This is a genomic window from Acinetobacter sp. WCHA39, assembly GCF_002165385.1.
Classification (GTDB): Bacteria; Pseudomonadota; Gammaproteobacteria; order Pseudomonadales; family Moraxellaceae; genus Acinetobacter.
Genome location: NZ_NHRP01000009.1, coordinates 1 through 20,834, shown reverse-complemented (window position 1 = coordinate 20,834; position 20,834 = coordinate 1). Strand labels below are relative to the sequence as shown.

The window sequence follows — 20,834 nt, the reverse complement described above, 5'->3', positions numbered from 1 at the left end:
ACACAAATTCTTGAAAAAGACTGCGTCAATATGTGACGTTAATTTCCTAAAATTTCTTTAAATAATTATTCGAACAGGATATTTTAAGGACAACTCTTCTTCATAATTGATGATAAGAATGGAACAGCTTAATCCATCAGATCTAAAAGCAATATTACATTCGAAACGTGCCAATTTGTACTATCTTGAACATTGCCGTGTGATGCAGAAAGATGGTCGAGTTCTTTATCTGACCGAGGCTAAAAACGAAAATCAATATTGGAATATTCCTATTGCCAATACCACAGTGATTCTATTGGGTACAGGCACATCAATTACTCAAGCAGCGATGCGCATGCTCGCAAGTGCAGGTGTTCTGGTTGGTTTTGCTGGTGGAGGTGGCACGCCTTTGTTTATGGGCTGTGAAATTGAATGGATGACACCACAAAGTGAATACCGTCCAACTGAGTATATGCAAGGTTGGATGCAATTTTGGTTTGATGAAGCTAAACGCTTAGATGTTGCTAAACATTTTCAATTGGCACGAGTTGAATATATTCAGAAGATTTGGTCGAAAGACCGAGATTTAAAAGAATATACCTTTCATGTGGATGATTTAGATATTCAACAGGCTTTAACGGGTTATGCAGCAAGAATTTCACAACAAACTAAAGTCGGAGACTTACTACTTGCAGAAGCTGCAACCACAAAACAACTTTATAAAATTGCAGCGACTCGTACAGGTTTAAAGGATTTTAGTCGCAATCCTGAACAAGGTGATTTAGCCAATGATTTTTTAAATCATGGCAATTATCTGGCTTATGGTTTAGCAGCGACAACACTTTGGGTACTTGGAATTCCACACGGTTTTGCAGTCATGCATGGCAAGACGCGTCGAGGGGCTTTAGTGTTTGATGTGGCAGATTTAATTAAGGATGCTGTGGTTTTGCCTTATGCCTTTATTTGCGCCAAAGAAAAAATGACTGAACAAGAATTTAGACAGCAGATTTTGCAGAAATTTACCGAGCATAAATGTCTGGACTTTATGTTTGATCAAGTCAAAGCACAAGCTTGTAAAAATCATGATGTAGATGGAGAAACATTATGATTGTGACCTTTATTAGCCAGTGCGAAAAGAAAGCCATTCCACGAACGCGTCGGGTATTAGATGCCTTTGCAGACCGAATTGGTGATAACACCTGGCAGACAGTGATTACTGAGGAAGGTTTAATTGCAGTTAAAAAATTGCTGCGTAAAACCGTGACCAAAAGTACTGCGGTCAGTTGTCATTGGATTCGGGGTAGACGTAGAAGTGAGTTGCTGTGGATTGTGGGGAATCGGAATAAGTTTAATCGTGAGGGTGTGGTGCCAGTTAATACGACGCAGAAAAGTCTAAACCCTTGGAAATCATCGCATTTATGGCAAAATTTGGAATTGGTTGCAATTGCATCAGGAATCGCAGGTTTATTTCATGATTTTGGCAAAGCAAATGATTTATTTCAAGCCAAGTTAAACCCTGAAATTAAAACTGAAAAGGGTTATGAACCATACCGACACGAATGGATTTCACTAAAAATATTTGAAGCTTTTATTGTAGATCAAAGTGATCAACAGTGGCTTACCCAATTAGGGAATTTACAGGCTTCTGATGAATGTAGATGGCTTGAAAAATTATCGGAAATGCGTTCAAGACCAAAACTCGGAGATACATTTGCTTATTTACCACAATTTGCACAATTAGTTGCATGGCTGATACTCAGTCATCATCGTTTACCTATTTATCCTTTTTTTGAAAATAGCCCACCTGTCTTAAATATCCATAAGTCAGGTTTATCAAAATTTGAAAATTTAAGCCAATATTGGCTATCTGAATGTGATGTGAAATGGAATTCGCCGAATTGCATTAAATATGACTGGACTGCAACAGAAATAGAAAAAAACTGGATGTTTAGTCATGGTTTACCTGTACGTAGCCAAGAGTGGCGGTTAAAAGCACAATTACTTTCAAAAAGAGGTTGTAATCAAATTGCTCAAATTCAACAATTGAACTGGTTAGATGATCCTTTAACCATGCATTTATCACGTTTAATGTTAATGATGACCGATCATTGGTATTCAGCACAAAATGCGAGAGTTGAACTACAAGATCAAACTTATCAGGCATATGCCAATACAGATAATGAACAAAAATTAAAACAAAAATTAGATGAACATAATTTAGCAGTTAGTTTTTATGCTTATATTTACAGTCGTAAACTTCCACAGTTTATTGCTGAACTCCCTGAATTGGGGGTGAATCGAATATTGGATCGAGGATTTTCAAATTCAGATCCCCAGTTGAGTGAGTGGCAAGATAAAGCCGTTAAGCTATGCAAAAAACTGAATATTCGTAGTAATGAATGTGGTTTCTTTGGTATTAATATGGCAAGTACAGGAAAGGGCAAAACGATTGCCAATGCCCGTATCATGTACGCTTTATCTGATATCGAAAAAGGCACCCGCTTTAGTATTGCTTTAGGTCTTCGTACATTAACAACACAAACAGGAGATGCCCTAAAGCAAAACTTGAAGTTAGATGACAGTGATATTGCGACCATTATTGGTTCAAGTGCGATACAACGCCTACAAAAGGCTTTTCAACAAGATAAAGATGCTCAACAACAAAAGCAATTATTAGCCGATTTAGAAAAAAATGAATTTGCTATGCGTGGCAGTGAAAGCCTAGAAGATACCGAAGACAGCTTTGATGTGGATTATCCTGATATAGATGCAGATAGCTTATTAAAAACATGGTTTGGGAAAGACCCTAAAATTCAAAAATTATTACATGCCCCAATTTTGGTCAGCACAATCGATTATTTAATCCCAGCGACAGAAAGCTTAAGAGGTGGGCGACAAATTGCCCCCATTTTACGATTACTCAGCTCAGATTTAATTTTAGATGAACCTGATGAGTTTGGACTAGATGATTTACCTGCACTTTCGCGCTTGGTCAATTGGGCAGGGATGTTAGGTGCTAAAGTCTTATTATCTAGTGCGACCATTCCTCCTGCTATGGCTTTTGCTTTATATGAATCCTATGCTTTAGGTCGACAAAAATATCAACAAGCCATGTTAGGTCATCAACAACAAAAGCCGATTGTATGTGCTTGGTTTGATGAGTTTGCAGTAAAAGAGCTAGAAAGTTCAACTATTCCTGAATTCTGTAAGCATCATACTCTCTATGTGAATGAGCGTATTAAAAAACTCAAAGCAGATGAAAATAGATTAAGAAAAGCCAAAATATTAGAGATTCAAGAAGGCCTAAATATTCAAGAAAAAGTAGTCAATACTTTATTAAAAGGGATTGCTGAAGCACATACACATCATCATCAGACAAGTGAAAACGGTGTGGAAATTTCTTTAGGTGTGATTCGCTTTGCGAATATTAATCCTCTTGTTCAGGTTGCTCAAAATTTGCTGACTCAGCATATTGATGAACAAACGATGCTTCATTACTGTATTTATCATAGTAAATTCACCTTAGCACAGCGTTCTTTTATTGAAGAAAAACTAGATCGAATTTTAAATCGAAAAAGAGCAGATAAAATTTGGATGCAACCAGAAATTTCTAATGCAATCCATAAATATCCAAAAATTAAAAAACATATTTTTATCGTATTGGCGACATCTGTCTGTGAGGTTGGACGAGATCATGACTATGATTGGGCAATTGCTGAGCCGAGTTCTATGCGATCTTTGGTACAGTTAGCAGGGCGTATTCAAAGACATCGAAAACAAAATGTGAATAAGGAAAACTTATTTATTTTGAATCAAAACATTCGTGCTTTACAAAAGCAAACGGTAGCATTTACTAAACCTGGTTTTGAAGGAAATTATAAAAGTGGTCGTCATTTAAGTGAGAATAAAGAAATACGAAATTTACTGACAATAGAGCAATATCAATATATCAATGCTATTCCAAGTATTTATTTTATTAAACCACCCACAAGAACAGAGCTACCTATTTTTAACGACTTAGTAACACTGGAACAAACGGCCTATGCCATGACGTTATTGGGTGCACGTGAAGAAGATAATAACGCACGTTTATGGTGGTGTAATTCACTCTCTTGGAGCGGGGAGTTACAACGACGTCAGCCATTTCGAAAATCTCAAGCTGAAAAAAGTCTTTATCTTATACCTACTAGCACAGGAAAAATGCAGTGGTATAGTTACGATGAAAAAAATTATACATTTTCTATGGTTGATGAGATTCGGAGCTATAAAAATTTAAGTTTTCATCCAAACAGTCAAATGTGGTTTAGTACAGATGAAAATCAACGTTATCATGATATTGAAGAAATTTTAGAAAGTTCACAAAGGCAAGTTGTTTTAAATTATGGGGAAGTATCTCTGTTGGATGATAAAAATATTCAATATTACTATCACCCTTTTTTAGGCGTGTTCTTAGATAAAAAATTATAGGAGATTATAATGAATGTTGATGTGATACATGCCAGTATCGAAAGCTTTTTAAGGCAACGTATAGATAAAAAAGTAGAAGCTGAGCGAAAAAAACTGAAAGAGGCTTTTACCGATGAGCAATTATCTAAGATCCACAGCGATCATGAAATTGTATCATGGATAACTTATATTGCTGAAAATGCGAGTAAAGTGAGTTTGAATGTCAGCCATGTAGCAAAACTCACTCATTCTAGTAATAAAGCCATTAATTTAATCGATTTGATTCCACAACAAAAATATCATTATTTACTGACGACACAAACAGCAAATGTAAATGAATCAGACAGTGCTTATACTGATGCGAGTTATGCACCTGTTGCCGAATTCTTAAGCTTTAACGTTATTGATTTAGACAAAAACTTAGGGCAATTTCTAGCGGAAGATGAAATTTATTTTAGTAAAATATCAGACAATGCCGATGTTCGAAAACAATGGCAAATGCAAATTTCAGAAGCCTATGTGGCAAAAAAGTTAAATAGTCACGTCTTAGCCAAACAAGTCTATATTCCAGTAGATGATCATTATCATGTCATTTCGCCTGTTAAATCGAGTGCTTTGGCACATAAAATTTTTGAAAAAATCACATATAGTCGTTCTAAGGATACGCCTGTTAATCAAGCGAGAAAACAAAATCTAAGCTATGAAGGTGTTTATACATTTTTTCCTAAAACTGCTTTTTTAAGTGTGACGAAAAGTAATCATCAAAATGCGTCTAAATTAAATGGAACACGTCGGGGAGGCTTATATTTTTTCCAAGCAAATCCGCCACAGTGGAGAAAAGATGCTTTACCACCTCCGAATATGGAAAACTTTTTAGCACGTTGTCGCACAACTCATAGTGTAGAAATATTCAAAGAAATTAAAAGATTATTCTATGTCATGAAAAAAGAGAATCTGAGCATTAATTTAAATCGAAGAAATGTTTTAACAGAATTACTCGAATCAATCGCAGATGAAGTGATTCATCAAATTTTATGGATTCAGCAAAGTTATGCCAAAGGTTGGGCAAATGATCTAGAAATTGAACCTTATTTACGTGCGTTTTTAGATCCAATTGAAAGTAAGCAACAGGAAAATAAAGCATTTATTGATGAATTTACAGAACAAGTTTCGAAGTGGATCAATAAAAATATGGGTGAGAAATATGAGCATAGAGAATTAAAAGCAATTTGGTTTAATGCACTACATCCTGTTTTTAAAGATTTTCATGCAGTATTAACAGTGGAGTCAATTGAATGACCTCATATATTTTATTAGAAAAAGTTAGCGTGGAAGATGCAAATTGTATTGCGGGATTTACCTATGGTTTTCCAGCAATCACAGGTTTTTTAGGCTTTACTCATGCGATCTCCCGTAAATTTAATGCTGAGTTTGGCATAGAAATTGTAGGTTGTGCGATTTTTAGTCATGATTTTACCTTGCATACCAATGAACAATATGATGTTCGATTTATTCAAAGTAAACGCCCGCCTGTGACATTACAAGGGCAAAAATATCGTGCAGAAGCCAATAAAACACCACCTATTATTGAAGAAGGGAAAATGGATTTAACAATTTCCTTACTATTACAATGTAAACAGGTGTTGTCAGGTGTAGATGAACAAAAAAAACTTTATCAAAAATCTTTAAAAAAATGGGTATATCAAGCACGTTTAGTCGGTGGAAGTATTACGAATATTAAAAATATTAGCTTTTGGACTGAAGAATCAGATCTCAACAAATTAAAAAGAAAGCTCTTACCTAGCTTTGTATTACTTGATGCGACATCCACCTTAGAAAAGCATGTGGAACAATCAAAAATAGATGATCCAAATTCTGATTTATTCGATTTATGGACAGATTTTTTTGCCTATAAAGCAGAATCTAAAATTGATGAAGATCAAAGTACTGTGCAATGGGTACGTAAAGATAAACCCAATCCTAGAGGTTGGTTTGTACCCTTGATGATTGGTTTTAAAGGGATTAGTCCATTGTATGAGGGGCAAGAAGTTGAACACCATCGTGATCCACGATATCCCTTCCGATTTGTTGAATCTGTACATAGTATTGGTGAATGGCGTAGTACACACCGAATACAGAACTTATCTGATTTGATTTGGAGATATCACATAGAAGACGAATGGTATTTATGCCAACAGAAGCAAAATTTTCAAGCAAATATAGAACCTATTGAACAACCACAACCAGCCTTAGATGATGGTTCATTTAACTTTGATTTCAATTAATCTTTCAAACTAAAAAGGAAAAAATAACATGGCGAAGAAACCTAAAGTAGCAACTGATAGCGCGAAAGTACCAAGCGTACTCGCATTTAATCGTAAAATTGAACCTTCGGATGCCTTAATGCAGTCAGGCTTATGGTCAGAGCGCGCTAATTCAACAGCATGGAAAAATATCGATCTACATGAAAAGCGTAATAGAGGTACAAAAAGCCAATATGGCGTAGATGATGCCGAGAAAACTGACCCAAATTTAGTATGGGGAGATGATGCGCGTCTACCATTTGAAGCGGATACTTTAAAAGTTTTCTTTACAGTGAAATTCTTAGGAAATATTGCTGAACCTACTACGCATAATCGTCCAGATTTTGAGATTAAATTAAAAGAAAAATTTGCAACATATCAGCAAGACATTGGATTTTTAACATTAGCAAAACGCTATGTTCAAAACTTGATCAATGCTCGATTCTTATGGCGAAATCGTTTGGGTGCAGAAAATATTGCTTTACAAATTAGAAATACAGACACTAATCAGATTTGGAACTTTGAAAATGCTTATCAGCATTCATTAAATAATTTTGATGAGCTAGAAGATAAACAAGCGATGGAAATTGCAGAGCTAGTTGCTAAAAGCTTTAGTGAAGATAATTATTTATTATTAGAGGTGACGGCATTTGCTAAAGTTGGTGAAGGGCAACATATATTTCCATCACAAGAATTTGTAGATAAACCACCAAAAGGCCAAAAGTCTAAATATTTATATCAGATTAAAACGAATCAAGGTATGTGTGCCGGTATCCACTCTGAAAAAATTGGTAATGCTATTCGAACGATTGACGATTGGTACACAGTAGAAAATAGTGATTCAATAAAAGCACCTATTGCAGTTGAACCATATGGCTCAGTACCAAACCGTGGTCAAGCATATCGAATCAGTAAAACAGATTTCTATACTCTACTTATTAACTGGCTAGAAAATGAAGAGATCTCTAAAGATGATCAACATTTTGTGGTTGCAAATTTAATCCGTGGTGGCGTCTTTGGTGGAAATGACTGATTATGAAATTTTATCAGGAAATTACCTTGATTGATCAGGCTGAAATTTCCCCATATTTCATTTGGTCAAAGCTGTATACACAAGTACATATCGCATTGGCTGAAATAAAGGATGATTCAGATAAGGTGGGAATTGGTGCTTCTTTCCCTCAATATATTTTTGAGGAAAAAGTAGAAAACCAAAAAGCTAGGATCAATCTAGGTAACAAACTTCGTTTATTTGCTGAGTCTGAAGCTGATTTAAAAAAATTAGATATTCGAAAATGGCTGGAACGTTTAGAAGATTATGTGCATATTACATCAATTCGTGAAGTACCTAGCGATATTAAAGGCTATGCCATTTACAAGCGTAAGCAAGTGAAAACCAATGCCCAGCGTTTGGCACGGCATCGTATTAAACGTGGAGATATTGGCTTTGATGAGGCATTAGCAAGATATAGCAATGTAGTTACCACAACGAACTTTCCATATATCGAAATGAAAAGTCTGAGCACTTCAGATCAGCAAAGTGAAAAACGTTTTAAATTGTTTATCGAAAAGCAACCTGCTGAAAAAACCAAAACTCAGGTTTTTAGTACTTATGGATTAAGTTCAGTATCATCCGTACCCGAATTTTAACCCAATATTTTTTCACTCTTTAACAGCTTAATAAAATCAATAAGTTATAATAGTAAGTTAATACTTGGGTCTTTTATAGGATTTTAAGCATAACTTGCTGTTATAGCTTTATTTTTTATGTTAAAACTATTGTTCACTGCCGTATAGGCAGCTTAGAAAAGGACCAACACTGCGAGCTGAGCAATCGTAAAGTTCACTGCCGTATAGGCAGCTTAGAAAAATCACGGTGCCTGCGTCACTATGCAAGCGTCGTTCACTGCCGTATAGGCAGCTTAGAAACTTATCTTGAATATTTTGCAATCAATGACAAAGTTCACTGCCGTATAGGCAGCTTAGAAAGCAGGCACAGCTTCAGTTACCACAATCAATGAGTTCACTGCCGTATAGGCAGCTTAGAAATTGATGGATGCCTTTAAACGTACCTTTAACAAGTTCACTGCCGTATAGGCAGCTTAGAAAGATCCAGTTTAAACCTATTTGTCCGTCATCAGGTTCACTGCCGTATAGGCAGCTTAGAAATTCCATTGCTAAAGCTCGCATATTGTTTAAGTGTTCACTGCCGTATAGGCAGCTTAGAAAAGTCATTTAGAGTGGTTGTCTTCACCATGTCAGTTCACTGCCGTATAGGCAGCTTAGAAACGCTTAACACAAGAGCAAGAATCGCCCCTACAAGTTCACTGCCGTATAGGCAGCTTAGAAATGGTAGAAATGCGCCCACCGACTGCAATGCAAGTTCACTGCCGTATAGGCAGCTTAGAAAGCCAAAATTTGTAAAAGACTATGTTTGTTGGGGTTCACTGCCGTATAGGCAGCTTAGAAAGTAAAAGACACAACTGCTGAAAGTACTTTTTTGTTCACTGCCGTATAGGCAGCTTAGAAAGTAACGTCATGAAAAAGCCGACACTTAGAACAGTTCACTGCCGTATAGGCAGCTTAGAAATATTTAGCAAGTTTGCAGGAAGTAGGAGGTGTGTTCACTGCCGTATAGGCAGCTTAGAAACGAAGAAATCGCAGCAGGGCATCGTATTGAATGTTCACTGCCGTATAGGCAGCTTAGAAACTGGAATGCCATGTTGAACTCTGATTCTTCTTGTTCACTGCCGTATAGGCAGCTTAGAAATGAATTTATTGCCACTGTTCAGAGTGCAGACCGTTCACTGCCGTATAGGCAGCTTAGAAATTGAAGATACAAAGAATGGTGAGAGTAGGGATGTTCACTGCCGTATAGGCAGCTTAGAAATTTTAAAATCGGTGTACCAAAACGCTCTAAAAGTTCACTGCCGTATAGGCAGCTTAGAAAAAGCTCACCCGAAGCTCTTGCAGCATTCAATGGTTCACTGCCGTATAGGCAGCTTAGAAATGCGAATGTTGTCATCATCCATAGTGCAATTCGTTCACTGCCGTATAGGCAGCTTAGAAAGTTTCGTTGAAGTCAGCAGGCGCTAATGCAGTGTTCACTGCCGTATAGGCAGCTTAGAAATACGTTTCAAGCCATTGTTGATGCGCTTTGTGGTTCACTGCCGTATAGGCAGCTTAGAAAAATTTTCGGTGTTTCGGAAGATGATGCACAGAGTTCACTGCCGTATAGGCAGCTTAGAAAATTCCATTGGCTTTTCACCAATCCAGTTCAAAGTTCACTGCCGTATAGGCAGCTTAGAAAATCTTCTGAAAAGACTCGAATGTCTTTGATTTGTTCACTGCCGTATAGGCAGCTTAGAAATATTAGGTAGTTGATTTAACTTTTACCAATGCGTTCACTGCCGTATAGGCAGCTTAGAAATAGATGATCTATTTGGTATGGCTGTTATTGGGGTTCACTGCCGTATAGGCAGCTTAGAAAATGTATCTCTTGGTAATGCAGAGCCAATCTGAGTTCACTGCCGTATAGGCAGCTTAGAAAAATGCGGTTTTGATGGTGATTGCTGCTGAAACGTTCACTGCCGTATAGGCAGCTTAGAAAATTTAATCAAACAGACAAACAACAGATCAGTTGTTCACTGCCGTATAGGCAGCTTAGAAACATAAGAACTGGAAAAACCTTATATACAATGAGTTCACTGCCGTATAGGCAGCTTAGAAAGTTAAGAGAGCCTCTTGTATAGCCCACTGGACGTTCACTGCCGTATAGGCAGCTTAGAAATCCAAAGAGAGCATAGAGAAACTTAGTGTTTAGTTCACTGCCGTATAGGCAGCTTAGAAATGATCTTCTCCAACTCTCACCATAATGATAAAGTTCACTGCCGTATAGGCAGCTTAGAAAAAATCGCTCCATTGTCTCTTTAGCGCGATTAAGTTCACTGCCGTATAGGCAGCTTAGAAAATTGCAAGCGTCTAATTTCAACAGTACGTAACGTTCACTGCCGTATAGGCAGCTTAGAAACCGTACCACTTTCGGGATAACAAACTGTGTTTGGTTCACTGCCGTATAGGCAGCTTAGAAATTATACATTGCTATTTGGTCAAACCACATCTGGTTCACTGCCGTATAGGCAGCTTAGAAATTAGCTAGAGATGTGGCTTGGTATTTAAAACAGTTCACTGCCGTATAGGCAGCTTAGAAACACTTGCCATAGCAATAGATCAGGCTGATAAAGTTCACTGCCGTATAGGCAGCTTAGAAATTGAGATGAGCAGTTGCCTGATGTACATGGAAGTTCACTGCCGTATAGGCAGCTTAGAAAAACTACAAGTTGACTGACATTCGTCTTGAAACGTTCACTGCCGTATAGGCAGCTTAGAAATGTCTCAAATCTCAGTAAGCCTTTAGCAAAATGTTCACTGCCGTATAGGCAGCTTAGAAAAGATAAAAAAATTATTATTTGGTCTACACAATGTTCACTGCCGTATAGGCAGCTTAGAAAATCAATAAATTCTTGATCAGGTGTACATTTCTGTTCACTGCCGTATAGGCAGCTTAGAAAGTGATTCAGGCAAGTACCTGAGATTATACGAAGTTCACTGCCGTATAGGCAGCTTAGAAAGATACACGTCCACAAGACGCCGATCTCCCGTAGTTCACTGCCGTATAGGCAGCTTAGAAAAAGTTGTCATAGCTTCGCCAAATTCCCAGATCGTTCACTGCCGTATAGGCAGCTTAGAAAATGTCACAACATCACAAGCAACAATTTCACAGGTTCACTGCCGTATAGGCAGCTTAGAAATGTGGCATTGAGACTTTAGGCACTATTACACAGTTCACTGCCGTATAGGCAGCTTAGAAAGTCACCCATGTGACACCAGATTCAACATTATCGTTCACTGCCGTATAGGCAGCTTAGAAACACCACATTGGTCATAGCGAAGCATTTAAGTTGTTCACTGCCGTATAGGCAGCTTAGAAATATATCAAAAAAGGGCGATTTAGCTATATTAGGTTCACTGCCGTATAGGCAGCTTAGAAACGATCTGTTGTTAAGGCTGTGTCGGGTTCACAGTTCACTGCCGTATAGGCAGCTTAGAAAAGAACAAGTATTCTTTGAAATGGAACGTATAAGTTCACTGCCGTATAGGCAGCTTAGAAATGTGAAGCGATGGCTCGGCTCCGTAGTGATGCGTTCACTGCCGTATAGGCAGCTTAGAAAGCCGTGAAATCTTAAAGCAGTTGGACAAGCCTGTTCACTGCCGTATAGGCAGCTTAGAAATTAATATTAAACACCCATATTTGCACCATAAAGTTCACTGCCGTATAGGCAGCTTAGAAATCATGTGAGTGGGAAGCCCTGTTTGATGTGAGGTTCACTGCCGTATAGGCAGCTTAGAAACATCAAAATCGCGACCAACTAAACTGTTGTGTGTTCACTGCCGTATAGGCAGCTTAGAAAATGATCTTGATATAGGTCTCAAAACTACAAGCGTTCACTGCCGTATAGGCAGCTTAGAAATTAAAAGATAGTTCGATGATCAATCCTGCATAGTTCACTGCCGTATAGGCAGCTTAGAAATGCATAGAATTTGCAACAAACTGACACTGATAGTTCACTGCCGTATAGGCAGCTTAGAAAGCTTGAAAACTTACCTGTAAAGTCGGCATAAAGTTCACTGCCGTATAGGCAGCTTAGAAATGTGAATGGAAACGCTTGCTTAATGGTCATGCGTTCACTGCCGTATAGGCAGCTTAGAAAGTACTACAGCACAAACCGTATCTTTGTAGCAGGTTCACTGCCGTATAGGCAGCTTAGAAATTCAGGGGAGCTTGGTGAAACAGTTTTAACAGGTTCACTGCCGTATAGGCAGCTTAGAAAATGCTTATAGAACTTCTCTACATATACGTTTTCGTTCACTGCCGTATAGGCAGCTTAGAAATGACATTTCAATTGAAACGAACAACACTGGTAGTTCACTGCCGTATAGGCAGCTTAGAAAGCTAGTGTGCTTGGGTGGAAATCAATCCAATAGTTCACTGCCGTATAGGCAGCTTAGAAAAATGATTATTTCAGCCGTTCCTATATCCTTTGGTTCACTGCCGTATAGGCAGCTTAGAAAACCCTAGAGACGGCAATGATGCTGTGATTGTAGTTCACTGCCGTATAGGCAGCTTAGAAAATCTACACCCAATATTCAAGCGCCAAATATCAGTTCACTGCCGTATAGGCAGCTTAGAAAAGCTATTTGTAAGCTGTGGCGCATTGGTATTAGTTCACTGCCGTATAGGCAGCTTAGAAATGCATATTTGATCTGTTTAGCAATACGAAAAAGTTCACTGCCGTATAGGCAGCTTAGAAATAAAACGGCATAGCTATCCAAAATATTTTTTTGTTCACTGCCGTATAGGCAGCTTAGAAAGACCTAATCGTCATGTATGGCAGTGCTTGATCTGTTCACTGCCGTATAGGCAGCTTAGAAATTGAGCTGTTCCGCCACTTAGAGCATCACGCAAGTTCACTGCCGTATAGGCAGCTTAGAAAGGATTTGCTCTGTAATTTCAGAATATTGTCCAGTTCACTGCCGTATAGGCAGCTTAGAAATGAAGGAGCGTTAAGTGAACCTGAATATCAAGGTTCACTGCCGTATAGGCAGCTTAGAAATGAAAATCACAAAAATGGTGAAAAAACTAGAAGTTCACTGCCGTATAGGCAGCTTAGAAATGCCTTACTTTCAGCCAGTGATTTAATGTCATGTTCACTGCCGTATAGGCAGCTTAGAAAAATCTTTTGGATTGAAATCATATTCATTATTGGTTCACTGCCGTATAGGCAGCTTAGAAAATCAAGTATTGAAATGAGTAAAACCATGATGCGTTCACTGCCGTATAGGCAGCTTAGAAAGACCTGATTAACTTCATGTTCGACATACAAAAGTTCACTGCCGTATAGGCAGCTTAGAAAGCACCTTTTTCTGCGGCTTCAATCTTAAAACCGTTCACTGCCGTATAGGCAGCTTAGAAAAACATTGCAGCTTGAGTAATGTTGCCACGTGTGTTCACTGCCGTATAGGCAGCTTAGAAACCAATGATGAAGTTAGCCGCAGCAATGTTTGTGTTCACTGCCGTATAGGCAGCTTAGAAAACCATCACGATTCGCTACAATTGACCGCTTTAGTTCACTGCCGTATAGGCAGCTTAGAAAGATGTGCTTGCGTGCTTCTGCAATCCAAGGCAGTTCACTGCCGTATAGGCAGCTTAGAAAACTGGCTAGGCTGATCCCCGAATCGAAGATGGGTTCACTGCCGTATAGGCAGCTTAGAAAGCAAGTGCAGATTGAAAAACTACTAGCTGATAGTTCACTGCCGTATAGGCAGCTTAGAAAAGCATTCAAAACTAGATTAAAAGGCTTATCCTGTTCACTGCCGTATAGGCAGCTTAGAAAATTATCAATTGCATCTTCAATATTGCGTTCTGGTTCACTGCCGTATAGGCAGCTTAGAAATTTCGATGAGCTTTTTTAGACTTAACTAGCACGTTCACTGCCGTATAGGCAGCTTAGAAATCTTGCAGTCCATACTCACGGATAAAATATTGGTTCACTGCCGTATAGGCAGCTTAGAAAGAAAAGGAATAACATCCAATGAGGACCTGCCAAGTTCACTGCCGTATAGGCAGCTTAGAAATCGTAACGACAGATAATCGGCTGATACTGGTTGTTCACTGCCGTATAGGCAGCTTAGAAATTGTTCTTCTAAACGCTGAATCATCAATCTTTGTTCACTGCCGTATAGGCAGCTTAGAAAGCGCGGGTCATAGGTCCATACCCAATGGTTAAGTTCACTGCCGTATAGGCAGCTTAGAAATTTCAGTTTTGCTGCAAGTGTTAAGGGTCTTAGTTCACTGCCGTATAGGCAGCTTAGAAAGTGAGTATGGACTGCAAGAGGGCGATTTGGCAGTTCACTGCCGTATAGGCAGCTTAGAAAATGTTGATACCTTGGTTAAAATGTACGACTTCGTTCACTGCCGTATAGGCAGCTTAGAAAGCCACCACCGACTGAGATCATCTCTCCCAGCTGTTCACTGCCGTATAGGCAGCTTAGAAAGTGACCATCAAGCCACGACATTTGAAGCAAAAGTTCACTGCCGTATAGGCAGCTTAGAAATGCACCAATCACTACTGACACCTTTGACATAGGTTCACTGCCGTATAGGCAGCTTAGAAAATAATCTCACCGCTGTTGGTGCGACCTAACAAGTTCACTGCCGTATAGGCAGCTTAGAAAAAGAAAGCGCATCATCACGACCACCATCACGAGTTCACTGCCGTATAGGCAGCTTAGAAATTGTGCCATGTGCGAGTAATGCCCTGCCAGATGTTCACTGCCGTATAGGCAGCTTAGAAAACATAAAGAAAGAGCTAACTTAGCTAGTTATAGTTCACTGCCGTATAGGCAGCTTAGAAAAACAGCAATTTTTGGTGTTTCTTGATTTGCATGTTCACTGCCGTATAGGCAGCTTAGAAATATGTCATCAATAATTGGTTTTAGAAGCCCCAGTTCACTGCCGTATAGGCAGCTTAGAAAGTAATTTGGAGAACGTACGATAAGCATGATTAGTTCACTGCCGTATAGGCAGCTTAGAAAGCAGCAATGTTTGTTTGTTGAATCTCAGTCATGTTCACTGCCGTATAGGCAGCTTAGAAAGACCTAAAGGACGGGGATTCCTCCTGCGAGACGTTCACTGCCGTATAGGCAGCTTAGAAAGTTATCAGACCCGTGTAGAGTTTTTTGAGCAGGTTCACTGCCGTATAGGCAGCTTAGAAATGTGTAAAGATTCTTGTAGAGTCGGTGGCAACGTTCACTGCCGTATAGGCAGCTTAGAAACACAAGGATCTTTGGAGAATATTGCACAAGCAGTTCACTGCCGTATAGGCAGCTTAGAAAATTCGCCTGATCCATCTCGCCAATTAAGATTTGTTCACTGCCGTATAGGCAGCTTAGAAAGCCGTGAAATCTTAAAACAGGCTGACAAACCTGTTCACTGCCGTATAGGCAGCTTAGAAATCCGCGCAAAGCTGCAACAACTTGCTTGATTTGTTCACTGCCGTATAGGCAGCTTAGAAATGTGCAACTTCAAGCGGCATGGTTACTTCTAAGTTCACTGCCGTATAGGCAGCTTAGAAAAAGAAAACCAATTATTTGGTCTTGTTGAAAAGGTTCACTGCCGTATAGGCAGCTTAGAAAATCCAATCAGCAATAATCTGTTCTTTGCCCTTGTTCACTGCCGTATAGGCAGCTTAGAAATCTCGGCACATCGCTAAACGGCTTTAAAGAACGTTCACTGCCGTATAGGCAGCTTAGAAAAAGGCGTTTCGTCATCCATCCACCAAGCACCCAGTTCACTGCCGTATAGGCAGCTTAGAAACGACATCGCTTGCTCAAAGTTTCCGCTATCTTGTTCACTGCCGTATAGGCAGCTTAGAAATCTGATACTGTTGGGAAACCCATCACTGGCTTGTTCACTGCCGTATAGGCAGCTTAGAAATTTCAAATCCGATTTAGATTTGATGGCAAAGGGTTCACTGCCGTATAGGCAGCTTAGAAAGTGTGTTGTGTGTGGTAGATCGCCAGTGGATGGTTCACTGCCGTATAGGCAGCTTAGAAACGTACCACATGAATGCTTCAAAATCGCTTTCGGTTCACTGCCGTATAGGCAGCTTAGAAATTATGATTTGACTGAATATCTTTTTAGAGAAGGTTCACTGCCGTATAGGCAGCTTAGAAAGATTAACTCCTTATGCAATTGCAATTGAACTGGTTCACTGCCGTATAGGCAGCTTAGAAATGTTGCCAACTCTGCGTCAGTTGGTGATTTACGTTCACTGCCGTATAGGCAGCTTAGAAATGAGCGAAGACAGTTTCTAACAGAAGTATTGAGTTCACTGCCGTATAGGCAGCTTAGAAAACAATCAATGACCAAGACAGCAAAGAGTACGAGTTCACTGCCGTATAGGCAGCTTAGAAAGATTTAAAAGCGCAAGAAGCTCAACATGTTTCGTTCACTGCCGTATAGGCAGCTTAGAAAATAATCTCACCGCTGTTGGTGCGACCTAACAAGTTCACTGCCGTATAGGCAGCTTAGAAACATGAGCACAGTGAAGAAAGCACGGATACCTTGTTCACTGCCGTATAGGCAGCTTAGAAATAGCCATCAAAGCGCCAATCAATATAGAAATAGTTCACTGCCGTATAGGCAGCTTAGAAAGCCGAACTGTCCACCGCCACCAGTGTAAGCAAGTTCACTGCCGTATAGGCAGCTTAGAAATGAACCTGAACCTGAACCTGACCCGAATGATCGTTCACTGCCGTATAGGCAGCTTAGAAATTGATCAAATTCATGATCAACAGGTTTTGGTTGTTCACTGCCGTATAGGCAGCTTAGAAAAGTAGTACATCTTCACGGGTCAATGCACCAAAGTTCACTGCCGTATAGGCAGCTTAGAAATGCATGACATACTACAAAATAATCAGCATCAGGTTCACTGCCGTATAGGCAGCTTAGAAAAGCGCGGAACAGCGTTATAAGCTAGGCTGTGAGTTCACTGCCGTATAGGCAGCTTAGAAAGACAAGCTCACGACGAAACGTATCCCAACACGGTTCACTGCCGTATAGGCAGCTTAGAAAAGTTGATTCCCACCCGTTCAACCCATTACTAAGTTCACTGCCGTATAGGCAGCTTAGAAAACCAGTTGGAACACCAATTTCGGCACTTATACGTTCACTGCCGTATAGGCAGCTTAGAAATTGTACGCGGACTTCTGCCATGAGTAGCTACTGTTCACTGCCGTATAGGCAGCTTAGAAAGAAGAAGTCACTGGAAATGACTTAAAACCTTTGTTCACTGCCGTATAGGCAGCTTAGAAAAGTAAAGCAAATTTTATAAAGAGTACCATCACGTTCACTGCCGTATAGGCAGCTTAGAAAACGTTGTTTAACCAATGCCACTGGTACTTGATGTTCACTGCCGTATAGGCAGCTTAGAAAAATCAGGTAAAGCAGCGTAAACTTGTGATAGTGTTCACTGCCGTATAGGCAGCTTAGAAAAGTAGTGAACAAGCCTGTGATAGATCCTGATCGTTCACTGCCGTATAGGCAGCTTAGAAATCGTCCTGAAATGATTGATGCTTTGGTTTTTGGTTCACTGCCGTATAGGCAGCTTAGAAAATGATCCAGTGGGGCTTTAGGAATCCTAAAGTGTTCACTGCCGTATAGGCAGCTTAGAAACCCGTAAACCCGTAAACATGTTGTCATGTGGTGTTCACTGCCGTATAGGCAGCTTAGAAAATTTAGAAAAGGGAAACCATCTGGAAAAGATAGTTCACTGCCGTATAGGCAGCTTAGAAATCCTTAACTAGCTTAATAGAAGTCATAACACCGTTCACTGCCGTATAGGCAGCTTAGAAAGTTCATTTAAGAAATAGTTGCAAGCATGGGCTGTTCACTGCCGTATAGGCAGCTTAGAAATTTAACAGAGTTGATAGGGTCTGATAGACGAGGTTCACTGCCGTATAGGCAGCTTAGAAATTTGCTTTAAACAACATGCGACCCTCAAGCCAGTTCACTGCCGTATAGGCAGCTTAGAAAGACTCCCATAGCTTCAAAAATTGCTTGTACTTGTTCACTGCCGTATAGGCAGCTTAGAAAATGAAGAACTTTCTCAAATTTGGATTAAATGCGTTCACTGCCGTATAGGCAGCTTAGAAAATTAACGCACCAGCACCAACAGCAACAGGAACGTTCACTGCCGTATAGGCAGCTTAGAAATGCCACTGGCATAATAACCATTGTATTTAAAGGTTCACTGCCGTATAGGCAGCTTAGAAATTTTTGGGGGATTCGCGCGCTCACCCCTCAAAGTTCACTGCCGTATAGGCAGCTTAGAAATGTGGAATTTTTAATATCGAGATTAGGCCAAGGTTCACTGCCGTATAGGCAGCTTAGAAATATGGCAGACATTACAACGCTTAGGGCTTGAGGTTCACTGCCGTATAGGCAGCTTAGAAATATGGCAGACATTACAACGCTTAGGGCTTGAGGTTCACTGCCGTATAGGCAGCTTAGAAATATGGCAGACATTACAACGCTTAGGGCTTGAGGTTCACTGCCGTATAGGCAGCTTAGAAATTGCGGTGATCATTTAAAAGCGTTTATAGGCGGTTCACTGCCGTATAGGCAGCTTAGAAAAGAGGGGAAATAATCGGAAAGCGAGGGGAAAAGTTCACTGCCGTATAGGCAGCTTAGAAATGGTCACAATTTTGTTGTGATACCACGTATTAGTTCACTGCCGTATAGGCAGCTTAGAAATAAGCGTTATTTTGTCAGCTATTGGCATTGCTGTTCACTGCCGTATAGGCAGCTTAGAAACGACATCGCTTGCTCAAAGTTTCCGCTATCTTGTTCACTGCCGTATAGGCAGCTTAGAAATTAAACGTTCGATGAACCAGCTTTACCGAGAAGTTCACTGCCGTATAGGCAGCTTAGAAAGACAACAGCACAAATCGCAGAATTAACAACATGTTCACTGCCGTATAGGCAGCTTAGAAAAAGTAAGAAAACAATTTCCTTTTAAGTATTTCGTTCACTGCCGTATAGGCAGCTTAGAAAGTCTGGGCATGTATTACAAACATCATTATCATGTTCACTGCCGTATAGGCAGCTTAGAAAAAACAGGTCATTGATATTCAGCGATTCAGGCTGTTCACTGCCGTATAGGCAGCTTAGAAAGTGTTGAAATTGCGCGTATTCCATTGATGCCGGTTCACTGCCGTATAGGCAGCTTAGAAATTGGCAATTCACCCAAGCGACGACCCGTGTAAGTTCACTGCCGTATAGGCAGCTTAGAAATGAATTTCTTGGCGCAAAACGGCATCTATGATGTTCACTGCCGTATAGGCAGCTTAGAAAGCTTTCATGTGCCAACTGTGCTAAGAAGTGAAGTTCACTGCCGTATAGGCAGCTTAGAAAATAGTGAAGCTGCCTGTGCCTTTGGCTGACATGTTCACTGCCGTATAGGCAGCTTAGAAATTCCACATTCATCATTCGCTTTGCCAAAGCTGGTTCACTGCCGTATAGGCAGCTTAGAAAGCTATTAAAACCATCGCGCTTGCATATTCTCATATAAATAGCCCATTTATTCTTATTCCTAATCTACCATCAGTTCTTATTCATAATAGTCCATAACAAATATAGTTATATCCATGAGGTAATTTTTTAAGTTATTTAATATATTTGCGTATTCTTATTTTAATGGATACCAAACCTTATAAATAAATGAATAAATATTTCTATCTTACTTGGATGCTTTAAAGTTTGTATAACAGCCCCCGTGTTAAATTTATCACCCATCAAGTATTTCAATATTTAAATCAACTGAGTGTTTTTTGATCTAAAAATATTGTTTTTAGGGGAATAGTGGTCGCTTTTAAAAAGATATATTTATCTCACTTAGTTCATTTCAGTTAGAGGAAAGACAATGACACAAAAACCTAATGATCAACGTTCTGTAGTGAAGAATCCTAATAATATTCAACATACACAGAATCAAATTAATCGTATCAATCAATTAAACCCTAACCATAAACCTACGAAATCGAAATAAGGATGAAAACTATGAGTACAGCAGGTTGGCCAAGTACTACTGGTAATCCATCAGGTGGTGGACGTGACAATAATCCACCTAAAGGTAAGTAATTTTTAATTACTTAGAGCTTGTTCAATCCAGGGGGTTGAGCAAGCTCTTTTAAGTCGCTAGGCCATTGTTTTAACAATAAATTAGAACTCTTACTTTTATAATAATTAGAAAAAAATTCCCAAAACTCAAAGTAGATTCCATGCATATAAGCTGTATCTTTAGGTCTAGATTCACAGTCATTTTGGAAATATCTATAGACTATCCAGAGTAAAAATAGATAGTTAAGAGATGGATCCGTAAATTTGAACAACTCCTATAAGTGATATTCTGCTCCTCAAATGATGTTATAAACATCAATATATGGAGTATTTTATGGCACGTAGACCAAGAAGAAATCATTCAA

Annotated in this window: 7 protein-coding genes and 1 CRISPR repeat array; all 7 genes read left to right on the top strand. The window is 39.4% G+C overall.

Annotated features, from left to right (window positions below; all coding sequences use genetic code 11):
* The first annotated feature begins 118 nt into the window (after positions 1 to 118).
* The 7 genes from cas1f to CDG56_RS17445 all read left to right on the top strand — a co-directional run bounded on the left by cas1f (position 119) and on the right by CDG56_RS17445 (position 20,398).
* A complete protein-coding gene (cas1f, locus tag CDG56_RS06190) occupies positions 119 to 1,087 on the top strand; it encodes a type I-F CRISPR-associated endonuclease Cas1f (protein ID WP_005163444.1) in 969 nt (322 codons plus the stop codon).
* The gene (gene cas3f / locus CDG56_RS06185; RefSeq protein WP_087547277.1) at positions 1,084 to 4,446 is read left to right on the top strand and encodes a type I-F CRISPR-associated helicase Cas3f; all 3,363 of its coding nucleotides are present in this window, start codon (positions 1,084 to 1,086) and stop codon (positions 4,444 to 4,446) included. Before cas1f ends, cas3f begins: the two co-directional genes overlap by 4 nt.
* 9 nt (positions 4,447 to 4,455) lie before the next feature.
* Entirely contained in the window at positions 4,456 to 5,724 is a 1,269-nt protein-coding gene (locus CDG56_RS06180) for a type I-F CRISPR-associated protein Csy1 (RefSeq protein ID WP_087547276.1), read from the top strand.
* On the top strand, positions 5,721 to 6,710 hold the full coding sequence (gene csy2, locus CDG56_RS06175; RefSeq protein ID WP_087547275.1) for a type I-F CRISPR-associated protein Csy2: 990 nt from the start codon (positions 5,721 to 5,723) through the stop codon (positions 6,708 to 6,710). The genes CDG56_RS06180 and csy2 overlap by 4 nt, the downstream gene beginning before the upstream one ends.
* 28 nt (positions 6,711 to 6,738) lie before the next feature.
* Complete coding sequence (gene csy3 / locus CDG56_RS06170; RefSeq protein ID WP_087547274.1) at positions 6,739 to 7,761, top strand: type I-F CRISPR-associated protein Csy3; 1,023 nt, start codon at positions 6,739 to 6,741, stop codon at positions 7,759 to 7,761.
* Between the two features lie 2 nt (positions 7,762 to 7,763).
* Positions 7,764 to 8,378 (top strand): type I-F CRISPR-associated endoribonuclease Cas6/Csy4, encoded by a 615-nt coding sequence (cas6f, locus tag CDG56_RS06165; protein WP_087547273.1) that lies wholly within the window; start codon positions 7,764 to 7,766, stop codon positions 8,376 to 8,378.
* A 131-nt stretch (positions 8,379 to 8,509) separates the two neighbouring features.
* Positions 8,510 to 19,884: direct repeats of the CRISPR family, unit length 28 nt; unit sequence GTTCACTGCCGTATAGGCAGCTTAGAAA.
* Between the two features lie 388 nt (positions 19,885 to 20,272).
* On the top strand, positions 20,273 to 20,398 hold the full coding sequence (locus CDG56_RS17445; protein ID WP_264754477.1) for a hypothetical protein: 126 nt from the start codon (positions 20,273 to 20,275) through the stop codon (positions 20,396 to 20,398).
* Positions 20,399 to 20,834 lie beyond the last annotated feature (436 nt).

Bases quoted from the DNA above. Each gene is read 5' to 3' on its own strand.
- cas6f (WP_087547273.1), top strand. From the start codon at position 7,764: ATGAAATTTTATCAGGAAATTACCTTGATTGATCAGGCTGAAATTTCC.
- cas3f (WP_087547277.1), top strand. From the start codon at position 1,084: ATGATTGTGACCTTTATTAGCCAGTGCGAAAAGAAAGCCATTCCACGA.
- CDG56_RS17445 (WP_264754477.1), top strand. From the start codon at position 20,273: ATGACACAAAAACCTAATGATCAACGTTCTGTAGTGAAGAATCCTAAT.
- csy3 (WP_087547274.1), top strand. From the start codon at position 6,739: ATGGCGAAGAAACCTAAAGTAGCAACTGATAGCGCGAAAGTACCAAGC.
- csy2 (WP_087547275.1), top strand. From the start codon at position 5,721: ATGACCTCATATATTTTATTAGAAAAAGTTAGCGTGGAAGATGCAAAT.
- cas1f (WP_005163444.1), top strand. From the start codon at position 119: ATGGAACAGCTTAATCCATCAGATCTAAAAGCAATATTACATTCGAAA.
- CDG56_RS06180 (WP_087547276.1), top strand. From the start codon at position 4,456: ATGAATGTTGATGTGATACATGCCAGTATCGAAAGCTTTTTAAGGCAA.